Raw genomic sequence first — 21,861 nt, 5'->3', positions numbered from 1 at the left:
ACTGTCGCGACAGGGGGTTTTGGGGATCTGGGGGGATCTGTTGCTCACATCTGTCTTCATCGCTGCCGTTTCGCTTGCCCTTTTCTGGATGGCGGCCTTCACCCTGTGGTGGCAGATGCACGCGTGGCGTACGCCCGAGGTGCTGGCCTCCACCCGGTTCAGCAGACCGGACGGGGGCGAGCACCTGTCGTTCTCGCTGCTGCTGCCCGCGAGACACGAGCAGGCCGTGCTCGACCACACGATCCAGCGCCTGCTGGAATCCAGCCACACCGACTTCGAGATCATCGTGATCGTCGGCCACGACGACCCGGAGACCACCGAGGTGGCCTGCGAGGCCGCCGAGCGCGACCCGCGGGTACGTGTCGTCGTCGACACCCACGAGAAGAAGAACAAGCCGAAGGCCATGAACACGGCGCTGCCGCACTGCCGCGGCGACATCGTCGGAGTCTTCGACGCCGAGGACCAGGTCCACCCGGAGCTGCTCGCTCACGTCGACCACGCCTTCCGCTCCACCGGCGCGGACGTCGTCCAGGGCGGCGTCCAGCTCATCAACTTCCACTCCAGCTGGTACAGCCTGCGCAACTGCCTGGAGTACTTCTTCTGGTTCCGCTCGCGCCTCCACCTGCACGCGCAGAAGGGGTTCATCCCCCTCGGCGGCAACACCGTCTTCGTCCGCACGGACGTCCTGAGGGCCGCCGACGGCTGGGACCCCAACTGCCTCGCCGAGGACTGCGACCTGGGCGTCCGGCTCTCCAGCATCGGCAAGAAGGTCGTCGTCGCGTACGACTCCGACATGGTGACCAAGGAGGAGACCCCCGGCAGCCTGATGTCGCTGCTCAAGCAGCGCACCCGGTGGAACCAGGGCTTCCTGCAGGTCTACCGGAAGAAGGACTGGAAGCAGCTGCCGGGCTTCGGGCAGCGCCTCCTCGCCCGCTACACGCTGATGACGCCCTACCTCCAGGCGATCTCCGGCGTGATCATCCCGCTCAACGTGGCCGTCGCGCTCTTCCTCGACGTACCGGTCGGCATCGCCTTCATCACCTTCCTGCCGGCCGTCACCGCGTTCGTCACCTTCGTCTTCGAGCTTGTCGGGCTGCACGACTTCGGCAAGCAGTACGGGCTTCGCGTCCGATTCGTCCACTACCTCAAGCTCATCGTCGGTGGCCCCTTCTATCAGGTGCTCCTCGCCGGTGCGGCCGTCCGTGCCGTGTGGCGTGAGCAACGGGGCCAGAACGACTGGGAGTTGACCAGCCATGTCGGCGCGCATCTCACCGATGTCGAGGCCCTCGAAGGCACTGAAGCCACCGAAGCCGCGGCCGTAGCGAACCGCGGGTCCCGAGAGGACGTTCCTGCGTGACCTCCACCCTTCCCGCGGTGACCACCCCCAAGGTCCCCGCGCAGCGGACGCCTGTTCCCCATACCGGTTCGACTCCTCGAACGACCCCTTCCCGCCTGCGCACTTCGCGCGCCGACCTGATCCTCTGCGGCGTACTCCTTGTGGTTGTCATGACCGTGCAAGGCTGGAACATCGCGGACTATCCGACGCTCAGTGACGACGAGGGCACCTACCTCGCCCAGGCCTGGGCCGTGCAGCAGGGCGAGGGGCTCGCCCACTACACGTACTGGTACGACCACCCGCCCCTCGGCTGGATCCAGATAGCCCTGCTCACCTGGATACCGGCCGCGCTCAGCCCCGAGTCGATGACGGTCGGCTCGATGCGGATCGTGATGCTGCTGGTCAGCGCCATCAGCGCGATCCTCGTCTATGTCCTGGCCCGCCGCCTCTGGCTGCCCCGCTGGGCGTCCGGGCTCGCCATGCTCCTCTTCGGGCTCTCGCCGCTGTCGGTGGTCCTGCAGCGGGAGATCTTCCTCGACAACATCGCGGTGATGTGGACGCTGGTCGCGTTCGTCCTGGCCGCCTCGCCGAGCCGCCATCTCTGGCACCACTTCGGGGCGGGCATCGCCGCCGCGGCGGCCGTCCTGACCAAAGAGACGATGATCTTCGTACTGCCCGCCGTGCTGATCACCATGTGGCGGCACAGCCACAAGGACACCCGGAAGTTCGCGATCACCGGCGCCGTCACGGCCTGCGTGCTGATCGGCCTGTCGTATCCCCTCTTCGCCCTGCTCAAGGGCGAGTTCTTCCCGGGCGCCGGGCACGTCTCGCTCTGGGACGGTCTCGAGTACCAGCTGACCAGGCCCGGTTCCGGCTTCATCCTCGACCAGGGCTCCGGCTCGTACGGCGTCCTCCAGTCCTGGCTCTACTACGACCGCGTGCTGCCCCTCGGCGGCCTCGCGGGCGCGCTCCTGCTCCTGATCACCTGGCGCTGGTCGGTGACCGCCCGGGCGCTCGCCGGACCCGCGTTCACCGTCGCCATCCTCGCGGTGGTCGCCCTGCGCCCGAACGGCTACCTGCCCGCGATGTACGTCATCCAGGCCCTGCCGTTCCTCGCGCTGGTCCTCGCCGGAGGCGCCGCGAGCGTCGCGCACGGCGTGCTGCGCAGATGGCGTGACGGCGAGGAGAAGGAGTACGTCACCCGGGCCCGGTACGCGGTCGCGGCGCTGCTCGTCGCGGCCTCGGCGGCGTACGTCGTGCCGCGCTGGTACGACGGCGACCGCACCGCCGTCACCGCCGATGCCAACGCCCCCTACCGGGCCGCGTCGAAGTGGCTGGCCACCGAGGTCGAGAACCCCGAGGACACCCGTGTCCTCGTCGACGACGCGCTCTGGCTCGACCTCGTCCACGCCGGCTACCGGCCGGGACTCGGCGTCATCTGGTTCTACAAGGCGGACCTCGACCCCGCGGTGACCAAGACGATGCCGCGCGGCTGGAAGGACATCGACTACGTCGTCGCCTCCCCGACGGTGCGGCGCGACGCGGTCGACCTGCCCAACGTCAAGCAGGCGATGGAGCATTCGACGCCGGTTGCCACCTTCGGCAAGGGCGAGGACCGGATCGAGATCCGGCAGATCACGGGCAGTACGGCAAGCGCGACGGGCACGGCCGGTACGGCCGCCGGAGGCGACCGATGACGTACGAGTCCACAGTCCCCGGAGAGCTGGGCGAACCGGCGGTTCGCGCCGCCGCGAGTGCACCGGCTGCAGCGCCCCGGAGGCGAACCGAGCGCGAAAAGGGGGCGATCCCCGAGCCCGGCGCCGTCACCATCGTCGTGCCGACCTTCAACGAGTCCGCGAACATACGGGAGTTGCTGCACCGGATCACCGAGTCGGTGCCCGCGCGGCTGCCGTGCGAGGTCGTGTTCGTCGACGACTCCACCGACGACACCCCGGAGGTGATCCGCGAGGCCGCGCGGAGCTGCCCGTACCCGGTGACCGTGCTGCACCGAGACACTCCGGCCGGCGGTCTCGGCGGGGCCGTCGTCGAGGGCATCCGGGCCGCCACCTCCGACTGGATCGTCGTCATGGACGGCGACCTCCAGCATCCGCCGTCCCTGGTACCGGAGTTGGTGGCCGCAGGCGAGCGCACCCACGCCGGGCTCGTCGTCGCCTCCCGCTACATCAAGGGCGGCAGCCGTGCCGGACTCGCGGGCGGCTACCGCGTCGCCGTCTCGCGCGGCGCGACTTGGCTCACGAAGACGCTGTTCCCGCGCCGGCTGCGTGGCATCAGCGACCCGATGAGCGGCTTCTTCGCGATCCGCCGCAGCGTGGTCACCGCGGACGTCCTGAAGCCGCTCGGCTACAAGATCCTCCTCGAAACGGCCGTACGCGCCCGCCCGCGCCAGGTCACCGAGGTGCCGTTCGTCTTCCAGGACCGGTTCGCGGGCGAGTCCAAGTCGACCGCGCAGGAGGGGATGCGGTTCCTCCGGCACCTCGCCGGGCTGCGCACCGCGTCACCGGTGGCGCGGATGGTGGTGTTCGGGCTGATCGGGGCGACCGGCTTCCTGCCGAACCTCGCCGCGCTCTGGGCCCTGACGGCCGCCGGAATGCACTACCTGCCGGCCGAGATCGTCGCCAACCAGTTCGGCGTCGCCTGGAACTTCCTGCTCATCGAGCACCTCTGCTTCCGGGACCGAAGACAGCACCGGCACTGGTGGGACCGCGCCGGCCGGTTCGCGCTGCTCGCCAACGCCGACTTGGTGCTGCGCATCCCACTGATCGCGCTGTTCGTGGGCCGGTTCGGCATGACCGCGCTCGGCGCCACCGCACTCGCCCTGGTGACCACCTTCGTCCTGCGCTTCGTGAGCACGGAGGCCCTGGTCTATCTCCCCCGGAAGGGAGAGCGCACCGGAAACACGACGGCCGCCGAGACGGGCCGTCACGCAGGGAGCCGCACAGCAAGGAGAACCAGCTGATGTTCAGAAGACCCGCCCGCAGAAGACCCGCCCGCCCCAGACGCCGCACGACCCTGCTGGCCGTGGGAGCCCTCACCTCGGGACTGCTCCTCACCGTCCCCCAGCCCGCCTCCGCCGCCAACCTCGTGAAGAACCCCGGTTTCGAGACCGCGGGCCCAGGAGGCGCGGACGACATGCCGTACTGCTGGGAGAAGTCCGGCTGGGGCGACAACGACTTCACCTTCTCGACCGTCGCCGACGCCCACTCCGGCTCCAAGGCCATGAAGGTCGAGCTGACCCGCCGTACCGAGGGCGACCGCAAGGCGCTGATCACCGAGTCCGCCGAGTGCGCGCCGGTCGTCAGCGTCGGCAAGCAGTACGACCTCGGGCTCTGGTACAAGTCGACGACCCCGGACACCTCGCTCACCCTCTTCCGGCACGACACGACCGCCGGCTGGCAGTACTGGACCGACCTCAAGACCCTGCCGATCAGCGCGGGTTGGTCGGAGGCGACGGTCCGTACACCCGAGGTCCCGGCGGGCACCGACCGCATCAGCTGGGGCGTCTCCGTCTACGGCACCGGCTCCGCGACCACCGACGACTACACGATGGACCAGGTCGCCGACCCGGTCCCCGACCCGGTGTGCACCGGCACGGCCGAGGAGTGCGCCAACGGCAAGTGGGACGTGCTGCCCACCCAGAACCCGGTCCGCTCCATGCACTCCGTCGTCCTCAACAACGGCAAGGTGCTGCTGATCGCGGGCTCCGGCAACGATCCGGAGAGGTTCGAGGCGGGCGAGTTCGAGAGCGCTGTCTACGACCCGGCGAACGGCTCGTACAAGCAGATCCCCACTCCGAAGGACATGTTCTGCGCCGGCCATGTGCAGCTGGACGACGGGCGCGTGCTCGTCATGAGCGGCAACAAGGGCTATCCGTCCGCCGACGGCACGATCGGCTACCAGGGCTACAAGGACTCGTACATCTTCGACCCGGTCACCGAGACGTACAGCAAGACGAACGACATGAACGACGGCCACTGGTACCCGTCGGCCACGATCCTCGGCAACGGTGACGTGATCTCCTTCGGCGGGCTGAAGGAGGACTCGACCGGATCCGTGACGGCCGAGCGCTGGTCGGACGCCGAGAACAAGTGGCTGCCGACGTGGCAGGTCAACCAGACCTGGTCGTACTGGGGTCTGTACCCGACGATGGTCCTGATGCAGGACGGCCGCCTCTTCTACACGGGCAGCCACACCTTCGGCAACAACATCCCCGGCACGGGCTCGGCGATCTACGACTATGACGCCAACACGATCACCCAGACGCCGGGGCTGCAGAACAAGGATGAGCGCGACCAGTCGGCGAGCGTGCTGCTGCCCCCGGCCCAGGACCAGAAGGTCCTCACCATCGGCGGCGGCAACATCGACTCCAACCCGGACGCGAACCGCCTGACGGACATCATCGACCTCAAGGCGCCCAACCCCACGTACGTCGCCGGCCCGCCGCTCCCACAGGGCACAGTCGACCTCGGCAACGGCCAGGTCCCGCAGACCGGCAACCAGGGCAAGATGTACGTCTCCGCCGTGCTGCTGCCCGACGGGAAGGTCCTGGAGACCGGCGGTGCCCTGCACAACCGCGCCAACCCGGTCTACGAGTCGTCGATCTTCGACCCGGCGACGGAGACCTTCGACCCGGTGGCCACCGACCCGGAGGCGCGCGGCTACCACTCGTCCGCGTTCCTGCTGCCGGACGGCCGCGTGATGGCGACCGGCGACAACCCGGGCAACGGCTCCTGGAACCACAACGTCTCCGTCTACACCCCGCCCTATCTCCTGAAGGGCGAGCGCCCGGACATCACCTCGGTGATCGACAAGGAATGGGTGTACGGAGACACGCAGCGCATCACGGTCGACCGGCCCATCGCGAAGGCGGAACTGATCCGCCCGGCGGCGGTGACGCACTCGTCCGACCCGAACCAGCGCTTCGTCGACCTGCCCCTGTCCGTGGACGGCAACAACGTCGACCTGAACGTGACGAGCAACCCCAACATCGCGCCGCCCGGTTGGTACATGCTCTTCGCGGTCGACGCGAACGGCGTCCCGTCGGTGGCCGAGTGGGTCCACCTCCAGGGCCCGTCCGCCCTCGCCGCGGCCTCCGAGGACACGGCTTCGGCCCACGTCCACGCCTTCGCGGACTCCCTCGACGGCAGCGTCAAGGAGCCCGGCAAGAAGCGCCGTTCGGCAAAGGTCAGCCCCACGATCTCCGGCTGCGACCGCCACTACGGCACCGCCAACGTCTGCGTCCCGACGACCTTCCCCGACGAGGTCAAGAAGACGACCGCCTCCCGCTGCGCCTGGCTGAAGGCGAACGACTACGGCCGCCTGAAGATCAACGGCAAGGACGACCCGTTGCGCTTGGACCGCAACAGGGACGGGGTGGCGTGTGGGAAGGGTGACGTAGGCCGGGCCCCGTAAGGGGCGCGGGGAACTGCGCGACCAGCCCTCATCGACCAGCACGTCACAACCCACCGAACTCCCCCAGGGCGCGCACCACGATCGCTTCCAGCTGTTCGTGGTGCGCGCCCCGCCAATACGCCCGCCCACACTCCTCACACCGAGCGAAGACGTCGTACGACCGCTGCGTCCCCCCTTCAAGCTGATCAACGACCTCCTCCTTCGAGGCCTCCTTGAGCAGCCCGTTGCACGCAGTGCACCGAGTCCACGGCTTCAACTCGGGCGCGAACCGACCCAGCACATCCCGCAACTGCTCATCGGGCCGCGTGCTGTACACGAACGCACCCGCCCACAACTCCCGCCGCCGCAACAGCCCCCGATCACGGCTGAGCATCACACGCCGCTCGGCCGCCGAGCGGGCGGCGAGCGCGGGGTCGCCGATGTCCGTGGACTCGTACGCCGTGTCCACGCCGAGCAGCCGCAGCCGGCGGGCAAGCGTGCCCAGATGAACGTCGAGCAGAAACCGCAGCGGAGCGCCCGGCACCCGCTGCGGGCGTTCCACGGTCCGCACCTCGACGGACTCGCCGGCCGCCGGGATGTGCGACACCGGTACCTCCCGGCCGTCCACCACGAGGGCGCCGACCTCGGTCAGCGGTACGCCGAGGGACTCGACGACGTGCCCGAGCGTCGAGACGCCGTCGGCGGCGACCGCGGTGGCACCCGTACGCCGCCTGTGCGGGACGAACATTCCCAGCTCGGGAGCGAATTCGACATGGATCTCCGGTCCGTTCACCGGGTCAGGATGACATGCGCGCCGGGCGGTGAGCCGGTGCTTTTCGGCGGCCCCGGTGCCCCCGGCTCAGCGCTTCGGGAGGTCCTTGAAGGTGGCGAGGGTGCGGTCGATCAGGTCCAGCAGGTCGTCCTGGCAGTCGCGTTCGGCCCAGTAGATGCACGCTTCGAGGAGTGCGCCCATCAGTCCCATCGCGTAGACCCGTACCTCCAGGTCGTTCTCGTCGCGCCCCGTGCGCTCCGCCATCGCCCGGCACATCAGGCGGCCCGTGACGGACATGCTCTCCATCGCCCGGGACCGCACGGCCGGGACCTTCGCCATCAGCCCGATGCGCAGCTTCATCTCGCGCTCCGCGAAGTCCGGGTCGTCGGCGACCGCCATGCGAAGTCCCTGCCGGATCACGAACCGCAGCGAATCCAGCAGGCTCTCCTCCGCCGGGCGTTCCCGCAGCAGATCCTCGACCAGGGGGTCGTACTCGTCCGTCAGGACGATGTCCTCCTTGGTCGGGAAGTAGCGGAAGACGGTGCTCGGTGAGACCTCCGCGCGCTCCGCGATCTGCTCGACGGTCGTCGCGTCGTACCCCTGCTCCGAGATCAGCGCATAGGTGGCGTTCCTGATCGCGGTACGTGTCTTGAGCTTCTTCCGCTCGCGCAGGCCCAGCCGGGCCTGCGGGGCGGCGGGGATACGTGCCGTGGTCATGCTGCTCATTGTCGGTCATGCGTGCCGTGGCGGGCCACGTCCGCCTCAGCCGGGTCCGCCGGGTCCCCCGGTTCCGCCGGGTCCTCTTGTGCCGGGTCCGGGGCCGGGCGATCACCGGGCTCGGCCTCGACGGGCCGTTCTCCGTCGGGCCCGGCAGACCCGGCAGGCCGTACGTTCGGCAGCAGCGCCGCCGTCAGCAGTGCGGCCACCAGCGCCGCGATACCGCAGACCGCCAGGACCGTGCCCATCCCGTCCACGTACGCGGCGTCCGCGGAGGCGGCAAGGCGCGGCAGGCCGAGCCGCTCGGCGACCAGGTGCGCGCCGGTCAGCGAGTCGTGCGCCGCCTCGGCGGCCCGGGCGGGCAGGCCCGTGGTGTCGAGCCGGTCGTCGTAGGCGCCGGCGAGCAGGCTGCCGAGAAGCGCGATGCCGATCGCCCCGCCGACCTGGCGCAGCGTCATCAACAGCCCGGACCCGCTGCCGGCCTCGTCCGCGGGGATCCCGCCGAGCGCCGCGTCCATCGCGGGCACCATCGCGAGGCCGAAGCCCAGTCCCGCGATCGTCAGCCAGAGCGCGGTGAACGCGTAACCGCTGTCGGGCGCCGTGCGCGCGCCCAGCAGCGCGGCGAAGCACAGCACCGTCAGGCCCGCGGTCACCACCGGGCGCGGTCCCAGGCGCTGCACCAGCGCCGTGCTCGCCCTCGCGGAGACCATCAACCCCGCCATCAAGGGCAGCAGCCGTACGCCGGTGCCGAACGCGTCGTTGCCGCCGATCTCCTGAAGGTAGGTCGGCAGCATGAACAGCAGCCCGGAGAAGACGAAGGTGCCGAGAGTCGCGGCCAGGCTGTTGAACAGGAAGCCGCGGTGCGAGAGCAGCTTCAGGTCGAGCATGGGCCGTGGGGCGCGCCGCTCCCGTACGACAAGGGCGGCGAGCAGCACCGCGGACGCCGTGAACGATCCCACGACCAGCGGGCTGCCCCAGCCGCGCTCCGGCGCCTCGATGATGCCGAAGACCAGCGCGCCGAGGCCCACTGCGCTGAAGGCCGTGGACAGCACGTCGACCCTGGGCGACGCGGGGTCGCGGGACTCGGGCAGGAGGAAGAGGCAGGCGGCGATCCCGATGGCCACCATCGGGATGTTGATCAGGAAGATCGAGCCCCACCAGTAGTGGTCGAGAAGCAGCCCGCCGACGAGCGGCCCGAGCGGCATACCCGCGGCCATGGAGGCGGTGACGGCGGCGACGGCCTTGCCACGCTCCTGCGGCCCGAACATCGACGGCAGGACGGACAGTCCCAGCGGAATCACCAGCGCGGCGCCCACGCCCATGACGGTCCGCGCGGCGATCAGGAGAGCGGGCGTGCCGACGAGGGTGCCGAGCAGGGCGCCGACGAGGAACACGAGGAGCCCCGCGATCAGCATCCTGCGCCGCCCGAAACGGTCGCCGAGCAGTCCCGCGGGCAGCATCAGCGCCGCGAACACGACGATGTAGGAGTCGACGATCCACTGGAGCTCGCCGGTGCTCGCCTCCAACTGCTCGGCCATCGTCGGCAGCGCCACATTGAGGATCGTCATGTCGAAGCCGAGCACGAGCATGCTCGCGACCAGGGCTCCGAGGGCCCACCAGCGGCGCGGGTCGAGTTGTGCCTCGACGGGCTGAATGACAGTAGCCATGAAATGAGAGTAGCTGTCAAAAGATGGTTGCTGTCAATACTTCGTGAGGGCGTGAGGGCGTGAGGGCGTGAGGGCGTGAGGGCGTGAGGGCGTGAGGAGGTGAGGGCGCGAGGCCGTCCGGGCACACGAAAGTGGCCGCGGCTCGAAAGCCACGGCCACTGAAGGGGCAGGTCGGAAGGGCTACCCGTGCTGGTAGGCCACCATGGAGATGCCGATGTAGTGCGCGATGAACGCCGCGAGCGTGAAGGAGTGGAACACCTCGTGGAAGCCGAACCACCGCGGTGACGGGTTCGGGCGCTTGATCCCGTAGATCACGCCGCCCGCGCTGTAGAGGAGCCCGCCCACGATCACCAGGACCAGGACGGCGATGCCGCCCGCCCGCATGAAGTCCGGCAGGAAGAAGACGGCCGCCCAGCCCATCGCGATGTAGCACGGGGTGTAGAGCCAGCGCGGGGCGCCGATCCAGAAGACGCGGAAGATGATGCCCGCGGCCGCCGCGCCCCAGATGCCCCACAGCAGCCACTGTCCCTTGCCGTCCGGCAGCAGCAGCATCGTCAGCGGGGTGTAGGTGCCCGCGATGATCAGGAAGATGTTCGCGTGGTCGAGTCTGCGCAGCACACCGTCCATGCGCGGACTCCAGGTGCCCCGGTGGTAGACCGCGCTGACGCCGAACAGCAGGCAGGCCGTGAGGACGAAGATCCCGCAGGCGATGCGGGCCCGGGTCGAGTCGGCGAGCGCGGTCAGGACGAGGCCGGAGACGAGCACGGCCGGGAACATTCCGGCGTGCAGCCAGCCACGAAGCTTCGGTTTGACGTCATGCGGCAGGGAGAGCGCGGCGGAGACGCGGCTGTCGGCCGGCGAGTCCGAGGGCGCGTCGGGGGCGGACGCAGTCATGAAGGCCATCGTACCTACGGAACCGTAAGTTACACATCAGTCTGACCGTATGAAGGTCGCCAAGTGGCCAGGGTCTCACGGGCAGATGGAGGCCGGGAGGTTGGTGGGCGCGAAATGACCCTGTGTAAATGGCTGGCAATAAGTGGTGATGCTCACGCTGCTCAGGTGTGAGGCCCTCTGGACATATGCGCGGACCCGTCGGATGATCAAATGAGTGCGGTCGGCACCGGATGAGCGCCAGGCGGATCGATACGTGCCGGAAAGATCGGTTACGAGGTTGGTCACGTGAAGCATCCGGGTCGCGGCCCCCACGGGGCATTCAACAAAAAATCCCTCATCTAGGAGCAATCGTGGCGCGCGACATCGCGGCTCCCTCAACCGTTCCCACCAACCATCAGGAACTGATCTCGTGGGTCAACGAGATCGCCGAACTGACGCAGCCGGACAGCGTGGTCTGGTGTGACGGCTCAGAGGCCGAATACGAGCGACTGAGCGAGGAGCTCGTCCGCAAGGGCACCTTCAAGAAGCTCGACCCGATCAAGCGCCCCAACTCCTACTACGCCGCCTCCGACCCGACCGATGTCGCGCGGGTCGAGGACCGGACGTTCATCTGCTCCGAGAAGGAGGAGGACGCCGGCCCGACGAACCACTGGAAGGCCCCCGCCGAGATGCGGGAGATCTTCCAGGGCACGGACGGAAAGGGCGGTGTCTTCCGAGGCTCGATGAAGGGCCGGACGATGTACGTCGTCCCGTTCTGCATGGGCCCCCTCGGCTCCGACCTCTCCGCGATCGGCGTCGAGATCACCGATTCGGCGTACGTCGCCGTGTCCATGCGCACCATGACCCGAATGGGTCAGCCGGTCCTGGACGAACTCGGCTCCGACGGCTTCTTCGTGCGTGCCGTGCACACGCTCGGGGCGCCGCTGGAGGAGGGCCAGGAGGACGTGCCGTGGCCCTGCAACTCCACGAAGTACATCTCGCACTTCCCGGAGACTCGCGAGATCTGGTCGTACGGCTCCGGCTACGGCGGCAACGCGCTGCTCGGCAAGAAGTGCTACGCCCTGCGCATCGCGTCCGTGATGGCGCGCGACGAGGGCTGGCTGGCCGAGCACATGCTGATCCTCAAGCTGACGCCGCCGCAGGGCGAGTCGAAGTACGTCGCCGCCGCCTTCCCGAGCGCCTGCGGCAAAACGAACCTCGCCATGCTGGAGCCCACGGTCCGCGGCTGGACGGTCGAGACGATCGGTGACGACATCGCCTGGATGCGGTTCGGCGAGGACGGCCGGCTGTACGCGATCAACCCCGAGGCCGGTTTCTTCGGTGTCGCGCCCGGTACCGGTGAGCACACCAACGCCAACGCGATGAAGACGCTGTGGGGCAACTCCGTCTTCACGAACGTCGCGCTGACCGACGACAACGACATCTGGTGGGAGGGCATGACGGAGGAGACTCCGGCCCACCTGACGGACTGGAAGGGCAACGACTGGACGCCGGAGTCCGAGGCGCCGGCCGCCCACCCGAACGCCCGCTTCACCGTCCCCGCCTCCCAGTGCCCGATCATCGCGCCCGAGTGGGAGGACCCGAAGGGCGTGCCGATCTCGGCGATCCTGTTCGGCGGGCGTCGCGCCACGGCGGTTCCGCTGGTGACCGAGTCCTTCGACTGGAATCACGGTGTGTTCCTCGGCGCGAACGTGGCGTCGGAGAAGACGGCGGCGGCCGAGGGCAAGGTCGGGGAACTGCGCCGCGACCCCTTCGCGATGCTCCCCTTCTGCGGCTACAACATGGGCGATTACATGGGCCACTGGGTCGACGTCGCCAAGGACAAGGACCAGGCGAAGCTCCCGAAGATCTACTACGTCAACTGGTTCCGCAAGAACGACGAGGGCAAGTTCGTCTGGCCCGGCTTCGGTGAGAACAGCCGCGTCCTGAAGTGGATCGTGGACCGTCTGGACGGCAAGGCCGAGGGCGTCGAGACGCCGATCGGCATCCTGCCGACCAAGGAGGCCTTCGACACCGAGGGGCTCGAACTGTCCGAGTCCGACCTGGACCTCCTGCTCACCGTCGACAAGGAGGTGTGGCGCGAGGAGGCCGGGCTGGTGCCCGAGCACCTCAACACCTTCGGCGACCACACGCCGAAGGAGCTGTGGGACGAGTACCGTGCGCTGGTGCAGCGCCTGGGCTGACGCCCACGTTTCAGCTCCGCGGCCGGTCCGAGTTGCCCTGACCTGCGACGTCGTCAGGGCCGGCCGCGGGGGTTTTCTTTCGCCCCCGCCGCCCCTACCCGTCCCATCCTTCTGGGGCTCCGCCCCAGACCCCGCTCCTCAAACGCCGGAGGGGCTGATTTTCAGCCCGTCCGGCGTTTGAGGACGAGGCCGTTAGGCCGATGAGCGGGGGTCTGGGGGCGCAGCCCCCAGGGATGGGACGGGGTAGGGGCGGCGGGGGCGAAGAACTCCCGCCGAGCAGGACGGCTACGAGCGGTCCTCCAAGTAGCGGGTGTGGGACTCCTGACGGCGGGCCTCGACCTCTCGGAGGTTCGTCGTCAAGGTCTCCGCCTCCTTGTGCAGCACGGCGAGCTGCCGCTCGAGATGCCGCTCCGGCGGCTCGCTGCCGGGCGTCATCCGGGTCCACCACCGAGTCCGTACGAACGTGTCGACGGCCTCCGGAATGTCCTGCCGTACGGCCCGGGACAGGGTGTGCACCCCGTCCGGGTCCTGGGCGAGGACCTCGGCGACCCAGCCGGGATCCAGCAGGGCCGCGAGGAGTTCGGTCAGCTCGGTGAGGCGGCCCGCCGCGGCGGGCGGCAGTTCGACGTCGGCCAAGTAGGTGCGCAGCTTGTCGAAGTCCCCCCGCACCTCGTCCAGTTGAGCGGACGGATCCGGGAAGTCCGGCAGCGGCGGACGCTCCGGCGGGGCGATCAGCGCGCCCGCCCCGTACAGTCCCGCGACGACGACCGGCCAGTACGCGCCCGCCAGACCCGTGAAGGTCAGGCCGAGGCCCACGATGCCGAGCGCGCTCCCGGTGAGGTTCTTGCGGGACTCCAGGTAACCGACGAGCCTGTTGGACCTATTGGTAGCCACGGATCTCCTCGAAGGCGCCGTCGAGCGAGCCCTTCTGGGCGTCGAAGAGGCGGCCGCCGGTCAGGTCGGCGATGTGCTCCAGCTCACCGCGGTCGGAGTCGCCGAAGAGGATCGGGAAGACGGGGATCTCCTGCTGCTTGCGGGGGAGCCCGGCGTAGAAGCCGTCGAACTCCTTCGGACCCGCGCCCGCGGTGTTCTCGCCGTCGGTCATCAGGACGATCGACGTGAACGTGTCGTCGTCCGCCCCCAGATGCTCGTACGCCTTCTCCAGCGACGTGTAGATCGCGGTGTCGCCGTCGGCGCTGAGCTCCCGTGTGTCCTTGCGGATGCCGTCAAGCCCCGACCGCGGGTTCTCGGGCCGTACGACGTGGGTGCGTACGCTCTTGACCGCCGACCCGAACGGCATCAGCGTCACCTCCTCACGGTCGCGGAAGTCGCCGGTCAGATCGGTGAGCGCCTTCTTCAGCCGGTCGAGCCGCCCGTCCTCGCTCATCGAGCCCGAGGTGTCGAGGACGTACACGGTCCGCGAGGGCCGGCGCAGCTTGTTCTCGTACGCGTCCAGGAGCCCGTCGGCGACGGAACGGCTGCCCGGGAAGGGAAGTTCGCGCCGCCGGGTGGTGTCGAGTCCGGTCGCGGGCGCCACGGAGGCGACGACCGGGCGACGCAGCGTGCGGTCGGTGATCAGCCGCTGGGTCGCCGGGGAGCGCAGGGCGTCCGTGAGGCGGCGGACCGTCTCGCGGGTGCTCTGGTCGGTGGAGGCGAGCGAGGAGAGCGGGTAGTCGGCCGTGACCACGCCGTCGCGCGGGCGGATCACCGTCAGGTCCTTCCGCGACTTCAGCACCGACTCGTAGTTGAGCAGCGCGTCGACGTTGCCGCGCCGGTCGTACGCCTCCGCCAGCCAGCCCGAGGAACCGGACGTCAGCTGCTGCCCCTTGAAGAACTCCTTCAGCCGGGGCGTCGCCTGCTGCACGTCCCGGTCCGTGAGCGCCGACTGGGCGTCGGACAGGCCCGAAGCCACCGAAACGAGGGTGGAGAAACCGGAGTTGGAGCGGGAGGGGTCGGTCATGCCGTACGTCAGGTTCCCGTCCGCCACCGCCCCCTCGATGTCCGCCCAGGTGACGCTCTCCGGCTTCCAGCCCAACTTCCGTACGGTGGCGTTCTTCACGCCGATGGCCACCGGGCTGGACATGACCGAGGTCTGAGACACGATGTGCTTCGCGGCGGCGGGATTCAGGCGCAGGTAGTCGTTGGAGGAGAGCCAGACCGCGTCGTACGCGCCCTTTGCCCTGCCCTTTCCGAGGAGGTCCACCGCGTCGAGGGTGCCCATGTAGGTGGGCCGGACCTTGATGCCGGTGTTCCTCTCGACCTGCTCGAAGACCGGGGCCATGTCGCTCAGCTCGCTGGAGGCGAGGATGCGGAGTGTGCCGGGTTCGGCCTTCGGGGGCTCGGCGGGGTCCTTCTCGGCGGTCGTCGTGCACGCGGTGACCGCGAGCAGCAGGACCGCGCCGAGGGCCGTACGCCCTCGTCTCACACGAACGCTCACGCGAGCCCCCCTTCCAGCGCGCCCCTCGACCTCGACCGCTCCAAGTACGCCGTGGCGTGCTGGAGTTCGGAGGTCAGGGACTCCACCGTGGCGGCCATGGACTCGGTGGCCTGGGCCTTGTACGTGTCGATGGCGTCGAGGGTCTGGTAGATCTGCTGGAAGGCCGAGCGGAGCGTCTCCGCACCGACGGCCGGGTCGGCCGCGATGCGCTGGATCTCGCCGGACTGCGTGGCGAGCATCTCCGCGTTGCCGCGGATGAGGTCCTCCGTCGTGCCGCGCAGCGCGTTGACCTGCTCGACGACCTTGCGCTGGTTGTCGAGGGCGGAGGCGAGCATCACGGAGATGCGCAGCGCGGACACCGTCGTGGTGGCCGCGCGGTCGACGCCCTTGATCAGCTCGTCGTTGTTGCGGCGGACCACGTCCATCGCCAGATAGCCCTGGGCGCACACCGCGAGCTGGGTGAGCAGGTCCTGGTGCTTCTGCCGGACGGGGAAGAGGACGTCGGCGCGCAGTGTGTCGGCCTGCGCCGGATCGGTCGCCTCCACGCCGGCGATGTGCCGCTCGACCGCCGCGTCCAGGGCCTCCGTCAGGACGACGTACTCCTGGAGCTTGCCCATCGAGTCCCAGAGGCGGACGCGCTCGGTCTGCAACGCGGCGTTGTCGCGGCGCAGTTCGTCCTGGCCGCCGCGCAGCGAGCCGACGATCTTGTTCAATGTGCCCTGCGCCGAGGCGTACTTGGCGACGTGGTCGCGGAGCTTGTTTCCGCCGGGCAGCCGGGACAGCAGCTTGCGGGCCTTGCCGCCGGGCAGGTCGCGCGGGTCCAGGTCCTCGACCGTGCGCCGGAGTTCGACCAGCGAGGACGAGACGCGGGACTGGGCGTCCTCGCCGTTCGCGGGCAGGCTGCGGATCGTGCGCTCCAGCATGCGGTTCGACTGGGCGGCCGCGCCCCGCATCTCGCCGGAGCCGAGCGCGACGATCTCCCCGATCTTCCCGGCGAACTCGGGGGAGCGGGCGTCGAGCGCGGCGAGCCCGTCGACGTACTCGGTGGCCTTGCGCGCCATGTCCGTACGGACCGACTCGTCGACCGGCACGAGACCGCCGGCCTTTTCCCGGGGCACCGGGGCGACGGCCTCGGGCGGGGTGAGAGTGAATTCCTGTGCTGCGTTTCCGGTGCTTCCGGTGTTGTCCGAGGTGCTCACTTGCGGTTTCCCCCTAGCCCCGGGCCTGGCGCGCCATCTCGTGCAGCACCTTGGAGGCGGGCACGGGCGCCTGCCGGACGCCGGTCAGCTTCTGGTTGAGATACGTGGTGTGGGCGGCGGTGGCCGCCGTGAACTCGACGGCGGCACCCTGCGGCCGGAACCCGTGCCGCACCGCCAGCTTCCGCAACTCCTTGTCCTTGCTGAGGAGTTCGCCCAGCGCTCGGCCCTCCTCCGTGAGGGGGACGACGGTGTGGTCGCTGTTCGCGGTGGTGTCCGGGTAGAGGACGGTCAGGTCGTCGACGCCCTGGCCCTGGGCGAGCAGTGAGGCGACCTGCGACTCGTAGACGAGGACCAGCGGGTTGCCGACACCGCTGACGAAGTCCCTGAACGACGCGTCCGAGCTGCTCTGCTGGGCCCCCTGGACGCCCACCAGCTTGTGCATCAGGGGTGCGGTGCGGGCGACGGCCTCGGTGCTGTCCGCGACCCGGCCACCATCGGCCACGTACGAGGCGGCGGCGAGGTACAGCGCGCCGGAGTTCGAACTGGTCGGGTCGGTGGTGGAGATGAAGAGCGTGCCGGTCAGTTCGCCGTACTTGTCGGCGCCCCGGAGCTGCTGCCACCTCGTGTCGCGGTCGGCTGCCTTGAGATAGGAGGACATCTTCAGGATGCCGTTGCCCTTTGTCCGGAGCGTCGCGAGGCCGTTGTCGGCCAGTACCTCGGCGGTGCTGCGATGCGTCACGACCACGAGGGGCGAGTAGAAGGGGCGTGGCAGGGGCTGCCGGGCGCCGTACTTCTCGGCCAGCTCCTCGGCGGGCGCCTGACTGCCAGGGAAGGCGAAGTCGTATCCCTTGAGGTCGAGGTCCTCCATGGCCCAGGACCCGGAGGCCTCCGTCTCCACGGTGTAGCCCTTGGCAGCGAGGGCGTTCACCACGTCGGGGTCGGCGAAGAACTCCGCCTTCTCCGATCCGATCATTCCCAGCACGGTCTTCGTTGCCGTGCCCTTGTCCTGCTCTTCGCGGCCCGCGACGACGGCTGCTGCCACTCCGCCGATCAGGAACACCGCCAGGACGATGGCGACTATTCGTCTCACACCCGGAGCCTGCTCCCGGAACCCAACGTTCCCCGCCGTTCTGGATGAACACGGGGTGACCACCCGATCCCAGTACGCAACCGGAGCACCCCGCTCCGCTGGAAGTGCCGCGATAGTCCGTCGATCGTCTGCGGGTCCGTCGTGGCTGGTCGCGCCCCGCGGCGGAGCCGCAAATGTCACAGCCCCGCGCCCCTCCGGGGCGCTGCCGAACCGCAGTCGACTTCACCAAGGCCGCTGAGAGGGCTGCTCCGTTAGAGGGCTGCTCCAGTCGGGCGCCCCGTAAGGGGCGCGGGGAACTGCGCGACCAGCCCCCACCGGGCCCGCAGGTGGATCCCGGGCCCGAAGTTTTGATCACGCACCCAGCGGAGCGCTGTGGCGCCCGGTCCGCACGTCGCTGCGGATGCGCGCGGACCGGGGCCGATCGGGGGAGCCCGAAGGCTCGAAGTGAGCTCGGCGGCTCGAAGCGAGCCCGGAAGCTCAGTGGGTGGTCAGGGCGTGGGCCTCGGTGGCCGCCGCGTGCGCGTCCATGCGCTCGGCGGCCAGGATCGCCGCCGCCGTGTCCGCGCGGGACGCCGCGACGACGAGGGCGCGGCCCGCGAGAGCGTGCGCCCGCTCATGGAGCGCCGCGATCTGAACGGATGCGGTGCCGGTCACCGACGCGCGGGCCGGCGGACGGCCCCCGCGCAGCCGCGTCACCTGCTCGGCCAGCCGCTCCGCGGCGACGTCGAGCTCGGCGGACGGTTCGAGACCGCGCAGCTCGTCGGTCGCCGTGAGCAGCGCCGCGAGGTGACCGGCCAGCTGGATGTCCAGCTCCTCCTCGCGCGACCGGTGGGGAAAGTCGGCGGTGCCGGCCATCGTGTGGACCGACTTGGTGCGGATCGGCTCGTACATGGGATGGCCTCCTGTGCTCTGACAGGAAACCATCCTAGCTTAGAATCCGTCTAAAGTTGAGCCGGTTCGCAAAACCGGTCGCGATGTACACGCAGCGTGAGTGTCACGGCTGGCCGTACCCGTCCAGGAAGTTCCCGATCCGCGTCACCGCGTCCGTCAGATCCCTGGCCGTGGGCAGCGTGACGACCCGGAAGTGATCCGGCTCCGGCCAGTTGAACCCGGTCCCCTGCACCACCATGATCTTCTCGGCCCGCAGCAGGTCCAGCACCATCTGCCGGTCGTCCTTGATCTTGAAGACCTTCGGGTCGAGCCGCGGGAAGAGATAGAGAGCCCCCTTCGGCTTCACGCACGTCACGCCCGGAATCTGCGTCAGCAGGTCGTGCGCCACGTCCCGCTGCTCCCGCAGCCGTCCGCCGGGGAGGACGAGATCGTTGATCGTCTGCCGCCCGCTGAGAGCGGCCACCACGCCGTGCTGACCCGGCATGTTCGCGCACAGCCGCATGTTCGCGAGGATCGTCAGCCCCTCGATGTACGAGTCGGCGTGCGCCCGCGGCCCGGAGATCGACATCCACCCGACCCGGTAGCCCGCCACCCGGTACGCCTTCGACATCCCGTTGAAGGTGAGCGTCAGCAGGTCCGGGGCGATCTTGGCGGTCGCCGTGTGCGTGGCGTCGTCGTACAGGATCTTGTCGTAGATCTCGTCCGAGCAGACCAGCAGATTGTGGCGGCGGGCGATGTCGGTCAGCCCCCGCAGCATCGCCTCGTCGTAGACCGCGCCCGTCGGGTTGTTCGGGTTGATGATCACGAGCGCCTTGGTGCGGTCGGTGACCTTCCGCTCGATGTCCGCGAGGTCGGGCATCCAGTCGGACTGCTCGTCGCAGCGGTAGTGGACGGCCGTACCGCCGGACAGCGAGACCGCCGCCGTCCACAGCGGATAGTCGGGCGTCGGTACGAGCACCTCGTCGCCGTCGTCCAGCAGCCCCTGCATCGCCATCACGATCAGCTCGGAGACGCCGTTGCCGATGAAGACGTGCTCGACGTCCGTCTCGATGCCGAGCGTCTGGTTGTGCATGACCACGGCCCGGCGCGCCGCGAGCAGGCCCTTCGCGTCTCCGTACCCATGGGCCGACGACACGTTCCGGAGGATGTCCTCCAGGATCTCGGGCGGGCACTCGAACCCGAACGCGGCCGGATTTCCCGTGTTCAGCTTGAGGATGCGATGCCCCGCCGCCTCAAGCCGCATCGCCTCCTCGAGCACCGGGCCCCGGATCTCGTAACAGACGTTGGCGAGCTTGGTCGACTGGATCACCTGCATGTCCGTGAGCTTACGGCCGAGTAACGGTTCCCGCGGCGTGTTTTCCACCACGTGAGACGAGATGGTTTGGGCCGTTATCGTCGGTAGCTGCCTCGAAGGCCCCTCGTGTCCCTACAATGCGCGGCCATGTTCCGGATCCTCAGCGCGAGAGTGGCACGTACGACGCATATGACGCGAACGATACGACCGGTGCGTACGTCATGAACGGCGCGAACCGGGAGAACGGCGACGCTCAGGGTCTGCCGAGTGTGTACCACCCGATCGCCGACACGGACCTGCCGTACGACGAGTACGCGGATCCGGCGGTCGCCCACGGCTGGCAGAACGCTTACGACGACACGGTCCGCCTCGACCCCGCCGAACCCATGGCCGGCCCCGCCGTCGCCTCTGCCGTCGGTCCCGCCGTCGAGCCCCGGCGTGACTCGGTCCCGGCTCTCCCCGAGGGAGTGGGCCGTCGCGACCGGCTGATGCGCCGCCGCCGGACCCGGCTGATGCGCCGCGGGGCCGTCGCCGCGGGCGCGGCCGGTGTCGTGCTCCTCGCCGTCGTGATCGCCGGACTCTTCGGTTCCGATTCCTCTGGTTCCTCGGGGGAGGGGGACCGGAAGGGGCCGAAGGCCCAGCACTCCTCCTCGTCCGCGGACCGGCAGGGTGCGGCCGGCTCCTCGGACGACTCCTCCGGCCCGTCCGGCACCTCACCCGGGAAATCGGACCAGGCGTCACCCGACGCCTCGGCAAGCCCCTCGCCGAGCGAGTCCCGGCCCGGCGGCTCCGGCGACTCCGGTGAACCCGCCACGAAGGCCCCCACGACCACCGCCCCCGCCACCACCGGCGAGCCGAGCCGTGGCAACGGCGGTGACAATCCCGGTCGTGGCCAGGGCTCCACCAAGGGCCCCAAGTAGCAGGTGGGCGGGCCGAATTCAACTCCTTGCCCCGTCGCCTCCCTCCCCCTCAGAATGCGCATGACAAAACGGAAGGTGGCCGGAAGACTTCCGGCCGCCGAAGTCGCAAGAGGGGACCCCCCACATGAAGAAGCCTCTCCTTGCCGTGCTCGGAGCCCTGGTGATCACCGGGGCGGGCATGGCTCCGGCAGCGGCCGCCACCAGTGGCGACACGGCGACGGAACCGATCACGGAACGGCTCGCGGGTCAGGTCACGTCGCTCGCCGAGCAGGTGCTCCCCGGGAAGGCGCCCGCGCCCCAGGCGGTCGACTTCGCCGGAACCGTGGCGCTCAGCAACTGTTCCGGCTCGGTCGTGCGCATGCCGGACTCGGAGGCGGACGACCCCGCTCTCGTGCTCTCCAACGGCCACTGCCTCGAGAGCGGATTCCCCGGGCCGGGCGAGGTCATCGTCGACCAGCCCTCCACCCGCACCTTCGGCCTGCTCAACTCCGCGGGCACGAGAGTCGCGACGCTCCGGGCCAGCAAGATCGCGTACGCGACGATGACCGACACGGACGTCTCGCTGTACCAGCTGACCAGCACGTACCAGCAGATCCAGAACTCGTACGGCATATCGGCGCTGGAACTCAACGCCTCGCACCCGACGGCCGGTACGGCCATCAAGGTGGTCTCGGGCTACTGGAAGCGGATCTACTCGTGCAGCATCGACGGGTTCGCCTACCGCCTGAAGGAGGGGTCCTGGACCTGGAAGGACTCGATCCGGTACACCTCCGCCTGCAACACCATCGGCGGCACCTCGGGTTCGCCCGTCATCGACGACGCCACCGGCAAGGTCGTCGCCGTCAACAACACCGGTAACGAGGACGGCGGGCGCTGCACCGACAACAACCCCTGCGAGGTGGACGAGAGCGGCAACGTCACCGTCCGCCAGGGCATCAACTACGGCCAGGAGACGTACCAGATCGTGCCGTGCGTCGGGCTCGACAACAAGATCGACCTGAGCCGCAGCGGGTGCACGCTGCCCACGCCATAGGTCGCGTAGTCGTTCAAGG

General features: G+C 69.3%; 17 protein-coding genes. 7 read left to right on the top strand and 10 right to left on the bottom strand.

Features of this window, described 5'->3' with window-relative positions:
* The first annotated feature begins 40 nt into the window (after positions 1-40).
* Genes GAS53_RS22105 through GAS53_RS22090 form a run of 4 tightly spaced genes read left to right on the top strand, consistent with a single transcriptional unit; the run spans position 41 to position 6,766 of the window.
* Entirely contained in the window at positions 41-1,357 is a 1,317-nt protein-coding gene (locus tag GAS53_RS22105) for a glycosyltransferase (RefSeq protein ID WP_225859029.1), read from the top strand.
* A complete protein-coding gene (locus GAS53_RS22100) occupies positions 1,354-3,033 on the top strand; it encodes an ArnT family glycosyltransferase (protein ID WP_151479397.1) in 1,680 nt (559 codons plus the stop codon). Before GAS53_RS22105 ends, GAS53_RS22100 begins: the two co-directional genes overlap by 4 nt.
* Positions 3,030-4,313, top strand: coding sequence for a glycosyltransferase (locus GAS53_RS22095; protein WP_151479396.1), 1,284 nt, complete (start codon positions 3,030-3,032; stop codon positions 4,311-4,313). Before GAS53_RS22100 ends, GAS53_RS22095 begins: the two co-directional genes overlap by 4 nt.
* Positions 4,313-6,766, top strand: a complete 2,454-nt coding sequence (locus GAS53_RS22090) for a galactose oxidase early set domain-containing protein (RefSeq protein ID WP_151479395.1) — start codon at positions 4,313-4,315, stop codon at positions 6,764-6,766. Before GAS53_RS22095 ends, GAS53_RS22090 begins: the two co-directional genes overlap by 1 nt.
* Positions 6,767-6,809: 43 nt before the next feature.
* On the opposite strand, the gene GAS53_RS22085 is transcribed toward GAS53_RS22090, so the two are convergent.
* The 4 genes from GAS53_RS22085 to trhA form a co-directional block, all read right to left on the bottom strand.
* Positions 6,810-7,538 carry a Mut7-C RNAse domain-containing protein gene (locus tag GAS53_RS22085; protein ID WP_151479394.1) on the bottom strand — a complete coding sequence of 243 codons (729 nt, stop codon included), beginning with the start codon at positions 7,536-7,538 and terminating at the stop codon, positions 6,810-6,812.
* Positions 7,539-7,604: 66 nt separating this feature from the next.
* Positions 7,605-8,234: a TetR/AcrR family transcriptional regulator gene (locus tag GAS53_RS22080; RefSeq protein WP_151479393.1), complete on the bottom strand. Its 630-nt coding sequence runs from the start codon at positions 8,232-8,234 to the stop codon at positions 7,605-7,607.
* A gap of 5 nt (positions 8,235-8,239) precedes the next feature.
* The gene (locus GAS53_RS22075; RefSeq protein ID WP_151479392.1) at positions 8,240-9,901 is read right to left on the bottom strand and encodes a DHA2 family efflux MFS transporter permease subunit; all 1,662 of its coding nucleotides are present in this window, start codon (positions 9,899-9,901) and stop codon (positions 8,240-8,242) included.
* Positions 9,902-10,081: 180 nt separating this feature from the next.
* Positions 10,082-10,795, bottom strand: coding sequence for a PAQR family membrane homeostasis protein TrhA (gene trhA, locus GAS53_RS22070; protein ID WP_151479391.1), 714 nt, complete (start codon positions 10,793-10,795; stop codon positions 10,082-10,084).
* Between the two features lie 350 nt (positions 10,796-11,145).
* On the opposite strand from trhA, the gene GAS53_RS22065 reads away from it, so the two are divergent.
* Positions 11,146-12,978, top strand: coding sequence for a phosphoenolpyruvate carboxykinase (GTP) (locus tag GAS53_RS22065; protein ID WP_151479390.1), 1,833 nt, complete (start codon positions 11,146-11,148; stop codon positions 12,976-12,978).
* 285 nt (positions 12,979-13,263) lie between these two features.
* Here the strand turns inward: GAS53_RS22065 and GAS53_RS22060 are convergent, their stop codons facing one another.
* The 6 genes from GAS53_RS22060 to GAS53_RS22035 all read right to left on the bottom strand — a co-directional run bounded on the left by GAS53_RS22060 (position 13,264) and on the right by GAS53_RS22035 (position 19,910).
* Entirely contained in the window at positions 13,264-13,872 is a 609-nt protein-coding gene (locus GAS53_RS22060) for a hypothetical protein (RefSeq protein WP_151479389.1), read from the bottom strand.
* Positions 13,859-15,415 (bottom strand): substrate-binding and vWA domain-containing protein, encoded by a 1,557-nt coding sequence (locus GAS53_RS22055; protein WP_225859028.1) that lies wholly within the window; start codon positions 15,413-15,415, stop codon positions 13,859-13,861. The genes GAS53_RS22060 and GAS53_RS22055 overlap by 14 nt, the downstream gene beginning before the upstream one ends.
* Positions 15,412-16,614, bottom strand: coding sequence for a toxic anion resistance protein (locus GAS53_RS22050; protein WP_151479388.1), 1,203 nt, complete (start codon positions 16,612-16,614; stop codon positions 15,412-15,414). Before GAS53_RS22050 ends, GAS53_RS22055 begins: the two co-directional genes overlap by 4 nt.
* Positions 16,615-16,627: 13 nt before the next feature.
* Positions 16,628-17,704 carry a hypothetical protein gene (locus GAS53_RS22045; protein ID WP_151479387.1) on the bottom strand — a complete coding sequence of 359 codons (1,077 nt, stop codon included), beginning with the start codon at positions 17,702-17,704 and terminating at the stop codon, positions 16,628-16,630.
* A 477-nt stretch (positions 17,705-18,181) separates the two neighbouring features.
* Entirely contained in the window at positions 18,182-18,595 is a 414-nt protein-coding gene (locus tag GAS53_RS22040; RefSeq protein ID WP_151479386.1) for an SCO4983 family protein, read from the bottom strand.
* 103 nt (positions 18,596-18,698) lie between these two features.
* A complete protein-coding gene (locus GAS53_RS22035) occupies positions 18,699-19,910 on the bottom strand; it encodes a pyridoxal phosphate-dependent aminotransferase (protein WP_151479385.1) in 1,212 nt (403 codons plus the stop codon).
* A gap of 200 nt (positions 19,911-20,110) precedes the next feature.
* Between GAS53_RS22035 and GAS53_RS22030 the strand changes: the two genes are divergently transcribed.
* Together GAS53_RS22030 and GAS53_RS22025 are read left to right on the top strand one after the other, a co-directional pair.
* On the top strand, positions 20,111-20,809 hold the full coding sequence (locus GAS53_RS22030) for a hypothetical protein (protein ID WP_151479384.1): 699 nt from the start codon (positions 20,111-20,113) through the stop codon (positions 20,807-20,809).
* Between the two features lie 124 nt (positions 20,810-20,933).
* Positions 20,934-21,842: a trypsin-like peptidase domain-containing protein gene (locus tag GAS53_RS22025; protein WP_151479383.1), complete on the top strand. Its 909-nt coding sequence runs from the start codon at positions 20,934-20,936 to the stop codon at positions 21,840-21,842.
* Positions 21,843-21,861 lie beyond the last annotated feature (19 nt).

Origin of the sequence: Streptomyces albicerus, from assembly GCF_008905045.1 — a bacterium.
Classification (GTDB): domain Bacteria; phylum Actinomycetota; class Actinomycetes; order Streptomycetales; family Streptomycetaceae; genus Streptomyces; species Streptomyces albicerus.
Note: the sequence above shows the minus strand (reverse complement) of the source record. Positions and strands in the feature narration are given on the sequence as shown.

Bases quoted from the DNA above. Each gene is read 5' to 3' on its own strand.
- GAS53_RS22095 (WP_151479396.1), top strand. From the start codon at position 3,030: ATGACGTACGAGTCCACAGTCCCCGGAGAGCTGGGCGAACCGGCGGTT.
- GAS53_RS22080 (WP_151479393.1), bottom strand. From the start codon at position 8,234: ATGACCACGGCACGTATCCCCGCCGCCCCGCAGGCCCGGCTGGGCCTG.
- GAS53_RS22090 (WP_151479395.1), top strand. From the start codon at position 4,313: ATGTTCAGAAGACCCGCCCGCAGAAGACCCGCCCGCCCCAGACGCCGC.
- GAS53_RS22025 (WP_151479383.1), top strand. From the start codon at position 20,934: ATGAAGAAGCCTCTCCTTGCCGTGCTCGGAGCCCTGGTGATCACCGGG.
- GAS53_RS22040 (WP_151479386.1), bottom strand. From the start codon at position 18,595: ATGTACGAGCCGATCCGCACCAAGTCGGTCCACACGATGGCCGGCACC.
- GAS53_RS22075 (WP_151479392.1), bottom strand. From the start codon at position 9,901: ATGGCTACTGTCATTCAGCCCGTCGAGGCACAACTCGACCCGCGCCGC.
- trhA (WP_151479391.1), bottom strand. From the start codon at position 10,795: ATGACTGCGTCCGCCCCCGACGCGCCCTCGGACTCGCCGGCCGACAGC.
- GAS53_RS22030 (WP_151479384.1), top strand. From the start codon at position 20,111: ATGAACGGCGCGAACCGGGAGAACGGCGACGCTCAGGGTCTGCCGAGT.
- GAS53_RS22035 (WP_151479385.1), bottom strand. From the start codon at position 19,910: ATGCAGGTGATCCAGTCGACCAAGCTCGCCAACGTCTGTTACGAGATC.